The organism is Pseudoxanthomonas sp. F37 (assembly GCF_022965755.1).
Taxonomy (GTDB): domain Bacteria; phylum Pseudomonadota; class Gammaproteobacteria; order Xanthomonadales; family Xanthomonadaceae; genus Pseudoxanthomonas_A.
The window spans coordinates 578,388-595,403 of the sequence record NZ_CP095187.1; the positions used below are offsets into that span (position 1 = coordinate 578,388).

Sequence of the window (17,016 nt, forward strand, 5' to 3'; positions counted from 1 at the left end):
TCGTGTTGGGGAACGGCCCGGGGCGCGGGCGGCGCCAGACCCTCAACCGCCGTCGTGCCGCCACGTCGCCGCCTGCCGCCAGCAGCGCCATTGCCCGTGCAGGCTTGCCGCGTAGGCCAGCGCGATCGCCAGGCCGGCGCCGCGGGCGAGGGCCGGCGCGAATGCGGCCGCCACCAGCAGCGCGCCCGCAACGGCATGCAGGACGAACGCGCGCCGCCTGTCCGCTTCCCCGAACAGGCTGCCCACGCCCGGCACACGGACACCACGCGGTACACGCTGGCGCAGTGCGATCCAGGTGAGGAACGCGGTGATCTCCAGCGCCATGCCGACGACCAGCAGCGGCAGGCCGACGCCCAGTACCAGGATGCCGAGCGGCACCAGCGGAACCTCGGGCCGCAGCACGAGCAGGCTGGCGGCCAACAGGCACGCGCAGCCGGCCTGCCAGAAGCGGCGCAGCACCGGATTGCGACGATGCGATGCGCGTGCCTGCAGCACGTACACGGCGAGGGCGAAGGCGGCCAGCGGCCAGGCCGCGACGCGCCAGGCGCTGCCGGGCGCCACGCCCGCCAGCGTCGCCACCGCGATGCCCAGCGTCAGCATCCAGGCGATCTGCCAGGTGCGCGATGCCGCAGACGGCAATGCGCGCGTGCCCTGCAGCATCGGCAGCGTCACCCCGCCCACCGCGGCCAGCAATCCCAGCACCCAGCCGATGACGCCGAACGCCGCGTGCACGTCCACCGTTCCCGCCGTCGCAGGTCCGTGCCAACCGGTGCGTGCCGCCAGCAACAGCAGGCCCAGTGCCGCCGTCGCGATCAACGCGAGCAGCGCCAGGCCGATGCCCTCGCGCACCACGCGTGCGCCTTCACCGCGAATGACGGCCAGCAGCGCCAGCAGCGCGAAGATCGCCAGCGATCCGCCCAGCAGTCCAGCCGCGGGCAAGGCCAGTGGGTGCGACGACGTGGCCAGCGTTGCCAGCAGCAGGACCAGGCCGGCGTTGAACGCCGCATGCAGCCACGGCACGGCACGCATGCCCGGCAAGGGACTGCCGGCGGCGACGGGCAGGAACTGCACCAGGCTGCCCAGCATCGCGTTGCCCAGCACGCCCAGCGCCCACACGTGCACCAGCACCAGCGTCACCGGGCTCCAGCGCGACAGCAGCGCCACCTCGCCATGCCAGGCCAGCCACAGTCCCGCCACGGCGCCCCACGCCAGCGCCGCCATCAGGAAGCGCATCGGCAGCGATGGCAGCGGCGCCGATGCGAACGCCAGTCCGCTCATGCCGCCTGCGGGGGCTCCAGCGCGTGCCGGTCGGCCACGTGGCAGATCGCGATGCAGGCGTTGCCCGCCTCGGTGTCGCGCACCCGGTATGCGAATCCCCACTGGTCCAGGATCGGCAGCAGCGGGGCGGGGAACAACGGCGTCTGCGCCACCAGGCGCTCGCCGCGCTGCAGGGTGCGCAGGCAGTCGAGGATGCGCTCCATCGGCTCCGGCGCCGCCAGGTCGCGCAGGTCCAGCCGCAGCAGGGTCAGGGCATGTGCCATGCGTCCGGCTCCGGGTCTTCGTGGTCGGGCGCGCAGTCCAGCGACAGCCCTGCGGCGTCCAGCGATTCGCGCACGCAGCAGGCGCAGGTGGCGAAGGCTTCGGGCAACAGTCCGGTATCGAAAGCGGTATCCATGGTGTTCAACTCCCCAGCCACAACAGCCAGCCCCACGGGTCATGCGCGCGCGCGATGCCGTACACCTGCAGGAAGCACAGCACCGCCGCGGCCACCAGTGCGGTGCGCGCACCGCTGCCGCGCGCGGGACGGAACGCGGCGATGCCCAGCCCCACGTAGGCGGCCAGGAAGGCGATCTTCGCCGTCAACCAGCCGTTGGCGAACATCCCCGCCGGCAGGATCGTCAGCAGCATCATCGCGCCGGTCAGCAGCACGGTGTCGATGGTGTAGCTGGTGTAGCGCACCGCCGCCGCGCGCGGCCAGCGCATGCCGGCCAGCAGTGCGAGCGCGCGCAGCGCGAACAGCGCGCCGCTGGTCATCGCCGCGCCCATGTGGACCAGCTTGATGTCGGGGTAGAAGGTCATCATGGCGCTCATCCCGGCCTCCCGTCCGCACGCGGACGCAGGTAGATGCCGCCGATGCGCCCCACCCACGGCGCCAGCGCCAGCAGCCAGCCCACCGCGGCGGCGGCCTGCCACGCCATCGCATCCGGCGCGACATCCGCGACGATGCGCATCACCGCCACCCCCTGGATCGCGACGAAGGCGAACCACGCCACCTTCGGCATCACCAGCGGCCGTCCGGAATGGCCCTGGGTCACCCGCGTGACCATCGCCACCAGCAAGCTGCCGAAGAAACCGATGAACATCGCGTGCATCGGCGCGCGCCCCAGCACGAAATCGCCCGTCGCCAGCAAGGTGACGCTCTGCACCCCGTACAGCAGGAAGGTCACCGGCAGCCATGCGGTGCCGATGAACAGCACGGCCAGCAACCCCGGCATGCGGCCGCGCGGCCACCAGCGATGCACCGCCCACGCGGTCAGGACCAGCAGCGGCACGTCGGCCAGCCACAGCCAGGCATAGGCGTGCGCCAGTTCCAGGCCCAGATGCACCATCAACAGTGCCCACACCGCGCCCAGCCACGGCAGCGAGCGCCACGGCACGTAACCCGGCACCACGTTGCCGGCGAAGAACGGGAACATGCGGTGCGCCACCGTCACGTACACCGGCAGCAGCAGGCCGAAGCCGCCGAGCTTGATGCTGGCGAACGCCCAGTTGGGGGACGCACCCAGTGCGAAGGCGATGAACATCACCAGCCCCAGCCAGCCCAGCAGCAACCCGGCGAAGCACGAACGCGCGTGCCAGGTCTTGGCGGTGTCGTCCGCAAGCAATCGTCCCAGCGTCAGCAGCGCCGTGGTCCAGCCGGCCAGCGCCATCCACAGGCCGACGGTCAGCCCCGCCTGCCAGCCCGCCACGCCCAGCAGGATGGCCAGTTGCCCGCCCATCAGGCCCAGGCCCACCGGCACGTAGTGCCAGCGCTTCAGGTCGGCCATGCCCATCCAGCGGGGGAACACGGTCAGCAGGAAGCCGAAGATGAAGCTGGGCAGCACCAGGTACTGCATCAGGAACGCATGCAGCCAGCCGGCGTAGATCGGCGTTTCGGGCATCGTCCACAGGCCCCAGCGCGTGGCCACCAGCCACAGCGCCCACCACAGCATTGCCAGCAGTACGTTGCCGGCGCCGATGAAGAACATCAGCCGGTGCGGCGCGTGCGCCAGCCACGCCGGCGAGAGGCCGGCCTGCGGCGGCGCGGCGCGTGGACGGGGCGGGGGAACGATGTCGATCTTCATGGGCCGCAGCGTGCCCGCCCCGACCCGCGACCGCCTTGACGTGGGTCAGGCCGGGCGCGATTCGGGCGCCCGCGCGGCCTTGATCCGGGTCAAGGCCATGCGCGTGGCGAACGCCTACAGTCCTGCCACCCGCGTCCGCGCGCCGCCAAGACCACAGGAAATCCGATGTCCGAACACGCCCATGCCCCCTCCGCGCAACGCCAGCAGGCCATGACCGAGGCCCTGCGCGCCTGGGACCCCGAAGCCGAGGTCAGCCTGGAAGCCGGCACCGGCCGGCTGATGGTGATGACCACGCTGCCCACCGAGCGCGTGATCGCCATCCTCAAGGACGTCGGCGAGCACGCCGAAGCCGGCGACAGCGAACCGCGCGGGCACAAGGCGGGGCAATGCTGTGGTGGGTGTTCGCATTGATCAACGAATGATCGCGAAGGGACTCCAGCGCGATGTCAGGCAGCAGGAAGCAATTGCTGTCAGAGCCGGGATCCGCTCCACCCTCAACACGTGGGTAACCTTGGACGCCGCACCCGGAGTTATCCGGACGGCGCGCTAGGTCGTAGCAAGTAGCCCGAGCAAGGCCGAAGGCCCCACCCGGGGAGCGTAGCGCATCCGTGTGGAGCGCCCGGGGGCGCTGCGTACCCGGGCAGCGCTAGCTGATTTGAAAACTGCTACGCTTTTCCTGACTGGTCACACTGGGGGTGGACTTTGGTAGCCAGCAGACAAGTACTTGCTCGCATTGACGGAACTCCCGAAAAACGGATGTTCCTAGCGATTATCAGTGACTATAACCTTCATACTGGAATCTGCGAGCTTGTCGACAATGCGCTCGACTTCTGGCTCGCTAGCGGAAAAAAACCAGGCCTAAAGGTTGACGTCCAACTCGACGTTGAGCGTCAAATGATTCGCGTCTCCGACAATGCGGGCGGTGTTCGCGAAGGGGATATACGGCTACTTATTTCTCCCGGAGCCAGTAGCATTCGAGATAGCCATCAAGTAATAGGCACGTTCGGCGTAGGCGGAAAGCGTGCTGGCGTAGCCCTCGGCGAACAGGTGGAGATCCGCTCGCGTTTTGGTCGCGGGAAGAGCATTCAAATCGACATCACTAATGACTGGCTAAACAGTGACGATTGGCATCTCGACGTTCATGAGATTCCTGACCTTCCGCCAGGCACCACCTCGGTCGACATCACCAAGGTACGCCAAGGCTTCAACAGTGCGGACGTGGATCGACTGTGTCTACATCTTGGCGAAGCCTACTCCTGGTTTATAAATCAGGGCTGCGATATTAGGCTGGGAGGACACCCCATAAAGGCCGTTGTCTTCGACAATTGGGCCTACCCGCCAGACTATCGGCCCCGCACTGCAACGTTCGAAATCTCGCCAGCAGACGAAAAGAGCCTAAAGGTAACCCTACGATCAGGGCTTATTCGCGATCGTGTCCCTGAAGCAGAGAACTATGGGGTCTATTTCTATTGCAATAATCGCCTAATCGTGAAGGAGCTACGTACGCGTGATGTGGGTTACTACATCTCCGCCGAGGCTGGAGTTCCTCATCCAGATGCTTCGCTTTGTCGCGCGATCATTGAACTCAATGGTCCACCTGAGGTTATGCCGTGGAATAGCAGCAAGAGCGACCTGAACTACAGCCACCCAGCGTTCATTCAAATTCGACCACGGCTTATCAACTTTGTCAGCTATTTCAGCTCGCTTTCCCGTCGACTCAAACATAGTTGGGATCAGGATGTATTCGCCTACTCGAAAGGCGAGATGGAGATTGTCGACCCCACCGATGCTCTGTCCACCAAGCGCACAGTTCTACCCGCACTGCCTCGCACTCGCAAACTCTCCCGCGTCGACCAGCTCCGTGCCTCGAACAAGCGGGCCATGGACGCGAAACCATGGACGATAGGTCTTGTGGAGGCGATGGGCCTCATCGAGGTGATCAGCAAACAACGGCTGGAGACTAAGAATCGGGCTGCCCTCATTCTTCTCGATAGCAACTTAGAGATCGCGTTCAAGGAGTTCATTGTCAGTCGAGCCGACTTGTTTCCGCCACACAAATACAACGATGCAAAAATTCTAGAAATATTCGCTAGACGATCCAGCGTAATCAAAGAAGTTACTGCTCACGTAACCATTAAGCCGGATGTCATAAGCAAGATCAATCACTACTACGGGTTGCGAAATAAGCTCATTCACGAGCGCGCTACCGTTGGAATCACTGATCGCCAAGTCGATGACTATCGGAAAACCGTCGAGGCTGTGCTTCGCTCTTTGTTCGACCTAAAGTTTCCCGCAATCTGAACGTAAAAATGCAGCCTGAGTTAGGTTAAGGACCGTGCCCTGGAAGACTTATCGTCGCCTTGTGAAGTGTCCCGGTGCGCTACGCTTACTTGGACTACGCTGGCTGCGGCATCACAGCATGCCAACATCTTTAACTTAACTTCTCGGCGTAGTTCATAGGTTGGGTGAGCCTGCGAACCCCAGCAGTGTGGTCTTCATCGGTCGTGAGAATTCTTGCTCCATGGCCGAGTCGGCATGTGTAGTGGGCTTTGCTCAGCCCAACCCATGAGCCTATCCGCATCAGAATATCTTCCACCACGGGCGCTTGGCCTGCTTCATGCCGGGCGATGCGTCTTCTTCGACCACCTCAGTGGCCCCGGCCATTTCTCCATCCGCCCCGTACTCTTCGCCTTCGTCGCCCACCACGCGGGCGCCGAGTGCCTGGGCGATCTCGAACATCTTGGCCAGGATTTCCCTGTCCGGATTCTTGGCCACGATGCCGCCGGAACCGGGGTAGAGCCAGGCCATGTTGCCGTCGACGCCATGTCCGGAATACGCAGTCCAGACCGCAATGCCTTCTTGATCAATGCGAAAAACGTCGCCGTTCTCCATGGTCGCTTCCGCATAGCCGTCCAGCCGCATCTCGGGGTCCGACGCGATGTAGGCCTTCCAGTCCTCCAGCGATATCTCCGGCCCTTCTTCGTCGAACCATTCGGTCTTGCGGGTGATATGGATTTCGTAGCCCATGATCGCTCCATCGAATGCATCGGGTTCACTTGGGGTGGAAGCACCGGTCGTCAGCCACCGGCTTCCCTCCTGTTTGGGCGGATATTAGTCGCAAAGCGCTGCGTCGGGCTTGACGGGTGGGGAATGGTCTTCCTGACCCGGGTGGAACGGACAGTGCAGGGCTCTAGCGCATGCGCGCGCCGTGCGGGAAACGCGGATGTTGCGCCGGGAGAGGATGCGTACGCACATGGATCCCGGCTCCGGCGCCCCCTCATCCGGCCTTCGGCCACCTTCTCCCCGTGAACGGGGAGAAGGATTCCCCTGCGATGCCCGCGCAAAAAAAGAGAGCCGCTTGCGCGGCTCTCTGGCTGCAACCTGCAGCAGGTGGCCCGGCATCCCCATCCGCGGATGCCGGTTCCAGGGTCAGGCTTCGTTCGGCTGCGCGACGGGCAGGGGCTCGCGGCGCGGGGCCACCCACAGGCGGAACACGAACCAGGCCAGCGCCACCGCGCCGACGCTGAACAGCGTGTCGGCCGGCACGCGCATCCACACCAGCATCTCCACGATCGGCTGCTGCATGAATTCGGCCGAGCGTGCGTACCAGTAACCGTGGTCGATCGAGGCGATCAGCTGCAGGATGCCCAGCGGCAGCAGGGTGAAGGCGGCCATGCCGGCCAGGCCGATGTTGAGCGCCCAGAACGCCGTCTTCAGCAGCTTCTCGTTCCACGCCACGTCCGGCTTCAGGCCGCGCAGGCAGAACAGCATCAGGCCGATGCCCAGCATGCCGTACACACCGAACATCGCCGTGTGGCCGTGGTTGGCGGTCAGGTTCAGGCCCTGCATGTAGTACAGCGGCAGCGGCGGATTGATCAGGAAGCCGAACAGGCCGGCGCCCACCAGGTTCCAGAACGAGACCGCCAGGAAGAACATGATCGGCCACTTGTACTTGGCCATCCAAGGCGTGGCCTTGCCCAGCTTGTAGTTGTGGTAGGCCTCGAAGCCGACATAGGCCAGCGGCACCACTTCCAGCGCGGAGAAGCTCGCGCCCAGGGCGATCACCGAAGGCGTGGTGCCGGTGAAGTACAGGTGGTGCAGCGTGCCCAGCACGCCGCCGGCCATGAACACGATGGTGGCGAACAGCACCGTGAGGGTCGCGCTGCGCACCTGCAGCAGGCCCAGGCGGGTGAACAGGAAGGCGATCACCGCCACCGCGAACACCTCGAAGAAGCCTTCCACCCACAGGTGGACCACCCACCAGCGCCAGTATTCGACCATCGACAGGTGCGTGTGCTCGCCCCACATCAGGCCGGCCGCGTAGAACAGGCCGATGCACACCACCGACAGGAACAGCAGGCCCACGATCGAACGCGAATCGTCGCCCCTGCGGATCGCCGGCCACAGCGCGCGTCCCACCAGGGTCAGCCACAGCAGCAGGCCCACGAACAGGAACCACTGCCAGAAGCGGCCCAGGTCCACGTATTCCCAGCCCTGGTGGCCGAACCAGAAGTTCTTGGCCAGCCCCAGCTTCTGCATCACCGCCAGCCACTGGCCGGTGAAGGAACCGACCACGATGATCAACAGGCACGCCCACAGGAAGTTCACGCCCAGGCGCTGGAACTTGGGCTCGTGTCCGGAGATGGCCGGAGCGATGTACAGGCCCATGCCCAGCCAGGCGGTCGCGATCCACAGCACCGCCAACTGGGTATGCCAGGTGCGCGTGAGCGAGTAGGGCAGGATTTCGGCCAGCGCGAAGCCGTAGGCCTCCTGGCCTTCGACCTGGTAGTGCGCGGTGGTCGCGCCCAGCAGGATCTGCACCAGGAACAGCGCGATCACCACCCAGAAGTACTTGGCGGTGGCGCGCATCGAGGGCGTCACCTTGATCGCGGCCAGCGGGTCCTTCTTCGGCAGCACCGGCACCATTTCCTCGCCGTGGCTGGTGGCGTAATGCCAGCCCAGCAGGCCGATGCCGGCGATCAGGAACAGCACGCTGAACACCGTCCAGATGAGCAGGTTGGACGCCGGCGTGTTGCCGACCAGTTCGTCATGCGGCCAGTTGGCGGTGTAGGTGATCTCCGAACCGGGGCGCTCGGTGACCGAGGCCCATGCGGCCCACCAGTAGAACGCGGTCAGCTGGCGACGGTGTTCGGCATCGGCCACCGTGTCGTTGCGCATGGCATAGGCCTCGCGCAGCTCGGCGGTGGAAGGGTCGTGGCCGAACAGGCGCTGGTAGTGGTCGGCGACCTGGGCCATGGCCTGCGCGCGGTCGGCATCGACCGTGATCGTGCCGGTGGCGGCGTTGTAGGTATTGGGCCGCAACAGCGACTGCACGCGCTTGGCGTAGGCGGCCTGGGTGGCTTCGTCCAGCCGCTTGTAGCTGTCCGCGCCGGTGTCGCGCTTGGCCCACAGGTCGAGGATCGCCTCCGCTTCGCGGTGCAGCCAGTCCGCGCCCCAGTCGGGCGCCACGTAACCGCCGTGGCCCCAGATGGAGCCCAGCTGCTGGCCGCCGATCGACTGCCACACCTGGCGGCCGGTCTCGATGTCCTGGCGGGTGTAGACCACCTTGCCGTCGGTGGTGACCACCTGTTCGGGCATGGGCGGCGCCTGGCGGTAGGTCTCGCTGCCGACCCATAGCAGGACGGCGAACGACGCAATGAGCAGGGCCGCCAACCCCACCCACAACTTGCGTGTCGAATTCATGATGCGGCTCTCCTCGGGAAACGGTCGCATCATCGGCGCGCCGGCCCGGGGACTCCATGACGCAGGTCAAGCGGGGGAGGAATCGGGGAGGTGCGCTTCTGTAGGAGCGGCTTCGGGCGCGATGCTCCGGCTCCAGAACTTACCGGCCCGTCTGTAGGAGCGCCCTCGGGCGCGATGCTCATTCTGCGGCCCATCAACAAGCCAGGAGCATCGCGCCCGAGGGCGCTCCTACAAGGGATCCGCGGATCTCAATCCCGCAACACGCTCAGCGCGAGGGCTTCCAGGCGGGGCAGGTCCAGGATCTCGACGTCGCGCTGCTTGATGTGCAGCAGGCCGTCCTGCTCGAAGCGGCGCAGCACGCGGCTGACGGTTTCCGGCGCCTGGCGCAGGTAGTTGGCGATGTCGGTGCGCGCCATCGTCAGCTGGAACCGGCGCGGCGAGAATCCGCGCGCGGCCAGCCGGCGCGACAGGCCGATCAGGAATGCGGCCATGCGCTCGTCGGCGGTGTTGTCGCGGGCGAACAGCGAGGCCACGCCGATGTCGCGGCTCATCAGCTTGAACAGGTGCTGCTGCAGGTTGGGCAGGCGCGCGGCCAGCAGTGCGATCTTCGGGAACGAGAAACGGCACAGCATCACCGTGTCCAGCGCGATGGCGTTGCAGGGATAGCGGTCGCCGTGGATCGCGTTCAGGCCGATGACTTCGCCGGGCAGGTGGAAGCCGAGCACCTGCTCGTGCCCGTTGCGGTCGATCTGGTAGGTCTTCACCGTGCCCGCGCGCACCGCGGCGATGGCGCCGAACGGATCGCCCTCGCGGAACACGTGTTCGCCGGCGCGCAGCGGGCCCACGTGCTCGACCAGCACGTGCAGGTCCATCAGCGCGCGCTTGTCCATGCCCTCGGACAGGCAGGCTTGCGAGAACGCGCAGGTGGAACAGAAGCTCAGCGCATCGCCGTCGTCGGCGACGATGCTCGCATCCGTGCGCGGGAAGACCAGCGGCGAGGTCATGCGGACACTCCCGGAGTGGTCAGACGGTGCGCGAGAAGCGAGGCGTCGAGGCTGCAGTGGTGGGCAGGTAGCGGTCGAAGCACATGGCGATGATACGCAACAGCATCCGCCCGCGCGAGGTGGTCTGCAATCCGTCCGGGCGCAGTTCCACCAGTCCGTCGTCCTGCAGCGGGCGCAGCCGTTGCAGCGCGTCGGCGAAGTAAGTTGTGAACTCGATCACATGCCGGCGGCCCAGGTCGCGGTAATCCAGCGTGCCGTGGCACATCAGCTGCTGGATGACGTCGGCGCGGATCACGTCGTCTTCTTCCAGCCGCATGCCGCGCCACACGGGCAGGCGGCCCTGGTCGATGGCCTGTTCCCAGCTGCCCAGGTCGCGCGGGTTCTGGCTGAAACTCGGGCCGATGTGGCTGATGGCGCTCACGCCCAGGCCCACCAGGTCGCTTTCGGCGTGGGTGGTGTAGCCCATGAAGTTGCGGTGCAGGTCGCCGCGTTGCTGCGCCTGCGCCAGGCTGTCGCCGGGCAGGGCGAAGTGGTCCATGCCGATGTAGACGTAGCCGGCTTCGCCCAGCTTGTCGATCGCGCACTGCAGCAGGCCCAGCTTCACCTCCGGCGACGGCAGGTCCTCGGCGTTGATGCGCTGCTGCGGGCGGAACATCGACGGCAGGTGCGCGTAGCTGTAGATCGCCAGGCGGTCCGGGCGCGCCTCCAGGGTGATGTCGAGCGTGCGCGAGAACCCAGCCAGGCTCTGCTTCGGCAGGCCGTAGATCAGGTCCACGTTCACCGACTGCAGGCCATGCGTGCGGCAGGCGTCGATGATCGCCAGCGTCTGCTCCACGCTCTGGATGCGGTTGACCGCGCGCTGCACCTCGGGATCGAAATCCTGCACGCCCAGGCTGGCGCGGTTGAAGCCTGCGGCGGCCAGCGCGCCCACCTCGTCCGGGGTGATGAAGCGCGGATCCAGTTCGATCGAACAGTCTAGCCGCGCCGGTGCGGCGAAGGAGAAGTGCCTGCGCAGCACGTCCATCACTTCGGCGATCTGCGCCGGGGTGAGGAAGTTGGGCGTGCCGCCGCCGAAATGCACCTGCTCCACGTCGCGGTCGCGGTCGAACAGCGCCGAGGCCATCGCCACTTCGCGGTACAGCCGCGTCAGGTAGGCCGCGCCGCGCGCGGTGTCGCGGGTGATGATGCGGTTGCAGCCGCAGTAGAAGCACGGGCTGGTGCAGAACGGGATGTGCAGGTACAGCGACAGCGGCCGCGGAATGGGGTCGCCGTTGCTGGTGGCCGCCATGGCGCGCAGGTCGCTTTCGTCGAAGCCCGGCGAGAACTGCGGCGCCGTGGGATACGAGGTGTAGCGCGGCCCCGGCGTGTCGTAGCGCCGCAGCAACTCGGGATCGAACAGGGAGGACAGGCTGGCCATGCGTGCAGCCTAGGCCAGCGCCACGGGGCTGTCCTTGATATGGGTCAATCGGCTGCGGCTTCCGGTCGCAGGTTCAGTCGCGTGAAGGCGTGCGGCGGCTGGCAAAGGCCGGCGGCCGGCACTAGGCTGGGCCAGGCGTTGTCGGCGAGGGGCTGGGGTGATCGGTTACCGGGAGGCGGTGGAGAGGCTGCGCGGCGGCGCGGAACGGCTGGGCGTGCAGCCGTGTGCCCCAGGCGATGCCATCGGTCGCGTGCTTGCCCATGAAGTGGTCAGCCCGATGGCGCTGCCGCCGTTCGACAACGCGGCGCTGGATGGCGTTGCGCTGGTCGCTGCCGGTCGGCCGGTCTCCATGGCACAGGTGTGGGAGATCGGCGCACGCATCGGCGCCGGCCAGTCCGCGCCGCAGGACGACGCGTCCGCCTGGGAGATCATGACCGGGGCACCGTTGCCTGCCCGCGCCGATACGGTGGTGCCGGTGGAGCGGATGGAAGCCTTGCCCGCTGCCGCGTCGGGGGCATCGCGCGTACGCGTGCAGGGAGAAGTGGTCGTGGGGGCGAACATCCGCCGCCGCGGCGAAGACGTGCATCCCGGGCAGTGCGTGTTGCCGGCCGGCCATGTGCTGGATCCGGCCGCGCTGATGCTGGCCGCCGGGCTGGGCATCGACCGGATCCAGGTGGCGCGGCGTCCGCGCGTGGCCCTGCTGGCGACGGGCCGCGAGATCGTGGCGGCGGGCGCGCCGTTGCCGCCGGGCGGCATTCACGATGCGACCTCGCCCTACCTGCGTGCCGCACTCGCCGCGGCAGGTGCGGAAACAGTCTTCATGCGGCGCGTCGGCGACGAGGTCGCGGTTTTCCAGGCTGCGGTGGACGCTGCGCTGGCCGCGGGTGCCGACCTGGTGCTCAGCACGGGCGCGGTGTCGAAGGGCTGCTACGACTTCGTGCCGGCTGCGCTCCAGGCGCGCGGCGCCGCGACGCTGTTCCATGGCGTGGCGTTGCGTCCGGGCAAGCCTGTGCTGGCCGCGCGCCTGCGCGAAGGCGCGATGTTCGTCGGCCTGCCGGGCAATCCGCTGTCCACGGCGGTGGGCTTCCGCTTCCTGGTGGAGCCGCTGCTGCGTGCCTGGCTGGGCCTGCCGCCGGAAACGCCGTGCTGGCTGCCGCTGGCCGACGACTGCCGCTCGCGCGCCGGACTGCATGCCGTCTTGCACGGCACGCTGCGCTGCGACCGCGACGGTCGCCTGCATGCGCACGTGGCGCAGGCGCAATCGTCGTTCCGCCTGCTGCCGTTCTCGCAGTCCTCGGCGTGGATCACGCTGCCCTCCGATCTTGGCGACGTGGCCGCCGGTACGCCCGTGCAGGTACACGGTCTGAGCCATCTGCATTCGCCCGCCTGGATGCCGGCATGAGCCAGACATTGCCCGCATGGCGTGCGGTGCTGCTGGCAGGTGGACGCTCCTCGCGCATGGGTACGGACAAGGCCTTGCTGCCGTGGGGGAACGGCACACTGTTGACGCACATGCGCGGCATGCTGGTCGACGCGGGCGCGGTCGAGGTGATCGTCAGCGGGGACCGCCCTGACATGGGCGGCGTGCCGGACGCGACGCGCGATACCGGACCGATGGGGGCGCTCTCACAACTCGCATCGCGTCTGACCGACGGCGAGTGGATCGTCGTGCCCGTGGACATGCCGTTGCTGTCCACGGACCTGTTGCATGCGTTGCTGGCAGTGGATGCGGCATGCGCCTGCGTGGAAGGCCATTCCCTGCCGATGATGCTGCGCGTGGACGAACGCATGCGTACGCTGATGCATGCCGTGGGTGCGCGCGCTGGCCGGGAGCGTTCGCTGCGGGCCCTGCAACAGGGCGTTGACACGCAGCATCTGCCTGCCGCGCGCTGGCAACAGGCGTTGTGCAACTGCAACACGCCGGAAGAGTGGATCGCACTGCAGCAATCGGCGACCCAGGCCCGCGGCGCATGAGCGGGTCGGACGCGTCACATTTAGTGTGATAGCCTGCGGCCGCAGCATCGTCGCACCCAGTACCCACCCGCAAGGTAGGCATCATGGAGCAGGGCGCAGGAACAGCCGTTGCGAGCAAACAGCAGGAGCGCCTGGCGTTCCTGCTGCTGACGCTGGTCGTATTCCCGCTGATGGCCATCCTGTTCGTCGCCGGCTATGGCTTCCTGGTATGGATGTGGCAGCTGCTGTTCGCCGGGCCGCCGACGGGGCCCTGAGCGATGGACGGCATGCGCTCTCCTTCCCGTCGCGCCCTGCTGTTCGGCCGCGTGCCGGCCGCACCGCTGCCCCCTGCGTTCCGGCCGCCCTGGGGCAAGCCCGAGCCCGAGTTCCTTGCCGCGTGCACGCGCTGCGATGCCTGCGTGCATGCCTGCCCCGAGCAGGTGCTGGTCCGCGGCGCCGACGGCCTGCCGCGCTTCGACGCGCACGCCGGCGAATGCACGTTCTGCGGCGATTGCGTGGCCGCGTGCGGCAGCGGTGCGTTCGACCCCGCGCGCGATCCGCCGTGGACGCTCGTTGCCGACGTCGCCGGCACCTGCCTGTCGGCGCAGGGCGTGGTCTGCGCCAGCTGCCGCGACGCATGTCCCGCATCCGCGATCCACGTGCCGCCTGGTGCACGGGGGTCGGCCACGGTCGATCCCGAGGCATGCACGGGCTGCGGCGCCTGCGTGGCTCCCTGTCCGGTGCAGGCCATCGCCCTGCACCACGCACCCGCCATGGAGGCCCTCGCTTGAACGCACCCGCTCTCGATGCCGAAGTCCACATCGCCAGCTTCGTCATCCAGCACCGCGAAACGGCGGCCGACGCGTTGGCGGCGATGATCCGCGGGCACGCCGACCTGGACCTGGCGCTCGCTGGCGGCACGCGCAGCGTGGTCATCTGCGAATCCGCCGACCGCCACGCGGTGATGGCGCGCGTGGACCAGCTGCAGGCCGTGCCGGGCGTGCTGAACGTGCTGCTGGTCTACCACCATGCCGAGCCCGCGCACGCGCTCGACGAGGCGCTGCCCTCCCTGTCCATCCTGTCCGCGGCCGGAGATGCCCATGAGCACACGTCGTGAATTCATCCGCCACAGCGCGCTGGCCACGGCCGCCGCTGCGGCCGGCCTGCCGCTGACCGGCACCGGCAGCAACGTCGTCACCGAAGGCGACCTGACCACGCTGAAGTGGGACAAGGCGCCCTGCCGCTACTGCGGCACCGGCTGCGGCGTGAACGTGGCGGTGAAGGAGGGGCGCGTGGTGGCCACGCACGGCGACGTGCATGCCGAGGTCAATCGCGGCATCAACTGCGTGAAGGGCTATTTCCTCTCCAAGATTCTGTACGGCGCCGACCGCCTGACCCAGCCGCTGCTGCGAAAGAAGAACGGCGCGTACGCCAAGGACGGCGAGTTCACCGCGGTGGGCTGGGACGAGGCCTTCGACGTGATGGCCGCGCAGTTCAAGCGCGTGCTGAAGGAAAAGGGAAGCGACGCCATCGGCATGTTCGGCTCCGGCCAGTGGACGATCTTCGAAGGCTATGCGGCCAACAAGCTGATGAAGGCCGGCTTCCGCAGCAACCACATCGACCCCAACGCGCGCCACTGCATGGCATCGGCGGTGGCCGGCTTCATGCGCACCTTCGGCATGGACGAGCCGATGGGCTGCTACGACGACATCGAGGCGGCCGATGCGTTCGTGCTGTGGGGTTCGAACATGGCCGAGATGCATCCGATCCTGTGGACGCGGGTGACCGACCGCCGGCTGTCGCATCCGCACGTGAAGGTGGCGGTGATGTCCACGTTCGAGCACCGCAGCTTCGAGCTGGCCGACATCCCCATCATCTTCAAGCCGCAGACCGACCTGGTCATCCTCAACTACATCGCCAACCACATCATCCGCACCGGCAAGGTCAACAAGGCGTTCGTCGACAGGCACACCACCTTCAAGCGCGGCAACGACGACATCGGTTACGGCCTGCGCCCCGAACATCCGCTGGAGATGAAGGCCAAGAACGCCAAGGACCCCAACGGCGGCCAGCCGATCGACTACGCGGAGTTCGCCGCCTTCGTCGCGCCGTACACGCTGGAGAAGGCCGTCGAGATGACCGGCGTGGAGCGCGGCTGGCTGGAGCAGCTGGCCGAGCTGTACGCCGACCCGAAGACCAAGGTGATGTCGTTCTGGACGATGGGCTTCAACCAGCACACCCGCGGCGTGTGGGCCAACAACATGGTCTACAACATCCACCTGCTGACCGGGAAGATCGCCACCCCGGGCAACAGCCCGTTCTCGCTGACCGGGCAGCCCTCGGCCTGCGGCACGGCGCGCGAGGTGGGCACCTTCAGCCACCGCCTGCCGGCGGACATGGTGGTGACCAACCCCGAGCACCGCAAGCACGCCGAGGAGATCTGGAAGATCCCGCACGGCACCATCAATCCGAAGGTGGGCTACCACGCGGTGGAGCAGAACCGCGCGCTGAAGGACGGCAAGCTCAACGCGTACTGGGTGATGGTCAACAACAACATGCAGGCGGCGGCGAACCTGCGCGAGGAAACCTGGCCGGGCTACCGCAACCCGGACAACTTCATCGTGGTCTCCGATGCCTACCCCACGGTGACGGCGCAGGCGGCCGACCTGATCCTGCCCGCCGCGATGTGGGTGGAGAAGGAGGGCGCCTACGGCAACGCCGAGCGCCGCACCCAGTTCTGGCACCAGCTGGTGAAGGCGCCTGGCGAGGCGCGCTCGGACCTGTGGCAGCTGATGGAGTTCTCCAAGCGCTTCACCACCGACGAATGCTGGCCGGCCGAACTGCTGGCGGCCAACCCCCAGTTCAAGGGCAAGACCTTGTTCGACGTGCTGTACCGCAACGGCAACGTGGACAGGTTTCCGAACTCCGACATCGAACCCGGCTACGCCAACGACGAGTCGGCGCTGTTCGGGTTCTATGTCCACAAGGGCCTGTTCGAGGAATACGCCGCCTTCGGCCGCGGCCATGGCCACGACCTGGCCCCGTTCGACGACTACCACAAGGCGCGCGGCCTGCGCTGGCCGGTGGTGAAGGGCAAGGAGACGCGCTGGCGCTATCGCGAAGGCGCGGACCCGTACGTCAAGGCCGGCACGGGCTTCGAGTTCTACGGCAACAAGGACGGCAAGGCGGTGATCTGGGCGCTGCCGTACGAGCCGCCGGCGGAATCGCCCGACGACGACTTCGACCTGTGGCTGGTCACCGGCCGCGTGCTGGAACACTGGCATTCGGGTTCGATGACGATGCGCGTGCCGGAGCTGTACAAGGCCTTCCCCGCCGCGGTGGTGTTCATGAATCCGGACGATGCGAAGGACCGAGGCCTCAAGCGCGGCGATGAGATCATCGTGGCCTCGCGGCGCGGCGAGATGCGCTCGCGGGTGGAGACGCGCGGCCGCAACCGCATGCCGCGCGGGGTGGTGTTCGTACCGTGGTTCGACGCGGGCCAGCTGATCAACAAGGTCACCCTGGACGCCACCGATCCGATTTCCAAGCAGACCGACTACAAGAAGTGCGCGGTCAAGGTCGTGGCCGCATAGGA

Annotated in this window: 17 protein-coding genes; 8 read left to right on the plus strand and 9 right to left on the minus strand. The window is 67.2% G+C overall.

What is annotated here, in order from left to right:
- Nucleotides 1-42: 42 nt before the first annotated feature.
- From MUU77_RS02530 to MUU77_RS02550, 5 genes are read right to left on the minus strand one after another with little or no spacing between them, the layout of a single operon-like run.
- On the minus strand, nucleotides 43-1,278 hold the full coding sequence (locus tag MUU77_RS02530) for a hypothetical protein (protein ID WP_245091236.1): 1,236 nt from the start codon (nucleotides 1,276-1,278) through the stop codon (nucleotides 43-45).
- Nucleotides 1,275-1,541, minus strand: a complete 267-nt coding sequence (locus tag MUU77_RS02535; RefSeq protein ID WP_245091238.1) for a DUF2249 domain-containing protein — start codon at nucleotides 1,539-1,541, stop codon at nucleotides 1,275-1,277. The genes MUU77_RS02530 and MUU77_RS02535 overlap by 4 nt, the downstream gene beginning before the upstream one ends.
- Nucleotides 1,526-1,675: a hypothetical protein gene (locus MUU77_RS02540; protein WP_245091240.1), complete on the minus strand. Its 150-nt coding sequence runs from the start codon at nucleotides 1,673-1,675 to the stop codon at nucleotides 1,526-1,528. Before MUU77_RS02540 ends, MUU77_RS02535 begins: the two co-directional genes overlap by 16 nt.
- A gap of 5 nt (nucleotides 1,676-1,680) precedes the next feature.
- The gene (locus MUU77_RS02545) at nucleotides 1,681-2,091 is read right to left on the minus strand and encodes a SirB2 family protein (RefSeq protein ID WP_345779059.1); all 411 of its coding nucleotides are present in this window, start codon (nucleotides 2,089-2,091) and stop codon (nucleotides 1,681-1,683) included.
- Entirely contained in the window at nucleotides 2,088-3,344 is a 1,257-nt protein-coding gene (locus tag MUU77_RS02550) for an NnrS family protein (RefSeq protein ID WP_245091242.1), read from the minus strand. Before MUU77_RS02550 ends, MUU77_RS02545 begins: the two co-directional genes overlap by 4 nt.
- A 165-nt stretch (nucleotides 3,345-3,509) precedes the next feature.
- Between MUU77_RS02550 and MUU77_RS02555 the strand changes: the two genes are divergently transcribed.
- Both MUU77_RS02555 and MUU77_RS02560 read left to right on the plus strand, forming a co-directional pair.
- Entirely contained in the window at nucleotides 3,510-3,755 is a 246-nt protein-coding gene (locus MUU77_RS02555) for a hypothetical protein (protein ID WP_245091244.1), read from the plus strand.
- Between the two features lie 345 nt (nucleotides 3,756-4,100).
- Nucleotides 4,101-5,645: an ATP-binding protein gene (locus tag MUU77_RS02560; RefSeq protein ID WP_245091246.1), complete on the plus strand. Its 1,545-nt coding sequence runs from the start codon at nucleotides 4,101-4,103 to the stop codon at nucleotides 5,643-5,645.
- Between the two features lie 279 nt (nucleotides 5,646-5,924).
- Here MUU77_RS02560 and MUU77_RS02565 read toward each other — a convergent pair whose 3' ends face one another.
- The 4 genes from MUU77_RS02565 to hemN all read right to left on the minus strand — a co-directional run bounded on the left by MUU77_RS02565 (nucleotide 5,925) and on the right by hemN (nucleotide 11,468).
- The gene (locus MUU77_RS02565) at nucleotides 5,925-6,371 is read right to left on the minus strand and encodes a hypothetical protein (RefSeq protein ID WP_245091248.1); all 447 of its coding nucleotides are present in this window, start codon (nucleotides 6,369-6,371) and stop codon (nucleotides 5,925-5,927) included.
- 402 nt (nucleotides 6,372-6,773) lie between these two features.
- A complete protein-coding gene (locus MUU77_RS02570; RefSeq protein WP_245091250.1) occupies nucleotides 6,774-9,047 on the minus strand; it encodes a nitric-oxide reductase large subunit in 2,274 nt (757 codons plus the stop codon).
- Between the two features lie 248 nt (nucleotides 9,048-9,295).
- Complete coding sequence (locus MUU77_RS02575) at nucleotides 9,296-10,051, minus strand: helix-turn-helix domain-containing protein (RefSeq protein ID WP_245091252.1); 756 nt, start codon at nucleotides 10,049-10,051, stop codon at nucleotides 9,296-9,298.
- 19 nt (nucleotides 10,052-10,070) lie between these two features.
- On the minus strand, nucleotides 10,071-11,468 hold the full coding sequence (gene hemN / locus MUU77_RS02580; protein ID WP_245091254.1) for an oxygen-independent coproporphyrinogen III oxidase: 1,398 nt from the start codon (nucleotides 11,466-11,468) through the stop codon (nucleotides 10,071-10,073).
- A 157-nt stretch (nucleotides 11,469-11,625) separates the two neighbouring features.
- On the opposite strand from hemN, the gene MUU77_RS02585 reads away from it, so the two are divergent.
- From MUU77_RS02585 to napA, 6 genes are all read left to right on the plus strand, one after another.
- Nucleotides 11,626-12,870, plus strand: coding sequence for a molybdopterin molybdotransferase MoeA (locus MUU77_RS02585; RefSeq protein WP_245091256.1), 1,245 nt, complete (start codon nucleotides 11,626-11,628; stop codon nucleotides 12,868-12,870).
- Nucleotides 12,867-13,442: a molybdenum cofactor guanylyltransferase gene (locus MUU77_RS02590; protein WP_245091258.1), complete on the plus strand. Its 576-nt coding sequence runs from the start codon at nucleotides 12,867-12,869 to the stop codon at nucleotides 13,440-13,442. The genes MUU77_RS02585 and MUU77_RS02590 overlap by 4 nt, the downstream gene beginning before the upstream one ends.
- 83 nt (nucleotides 13,443-13,525) lie before the next feature.
- Nucleotides 13,526-13,696 carry a periplasmic nitrate reductase, NapE protein gene (locus MUU77_RS02595; RefSeq protein ID WP_245091260.1) on the plus strand — a complete coding sequence of 57 codons (171 nt, stop codon included), beginning with the start codon at nucleotides 13,526-13,528 and terminating at the stop codon, nucleotides 13,694-13,696.
- A gap of 12 nt (nucleotides 13,697-13,708) precedes the next feature.
- Nucleotides 13,709-14,212 (plus strand): ferredoxin-type protein NapF, encoded by a 504-nt coding sequence (napF, locus tag MUU77_RS02600; protein WP_245091262.1) that lies wholly within the window; start codon nucleotides 13,709-13,711, stop codon nucleotides 14,210-14,212.
- The gene (locus tag MUU77_RS02605) at nucleotides 14,209-14,538 is read left to right on the plus strand and encodes a chaperone NapD (RefSeq protein WP_245091264.1); all 330 of its coding nucleotides are present in this window, start codon (nucleotides 14,209-14,211) and stop codon (nucleotides 14,536-14,538) included. Before napF ends, MUU77_RS02605 begins: the two co-directional genes overlap by 4 nt.
- Complete coding sequence (napA, locus tag MUU77_RS02610) at nucleotides 14,522-17,014, plus strand: periplasmic nitrate reductase subunit alpha (RefSeq protein WP_245091266.1); 2,493 nt, start codon at nucleotides 14,522-14,524, stop codon at nucleotides 17,012-17,014. Before MUU77_RS02605 ends, napA begins: the two co-directional genes overlap by 17 nt.
- Nucleotides 17,015-17,016: the final 2 nt, after the last annotated feature.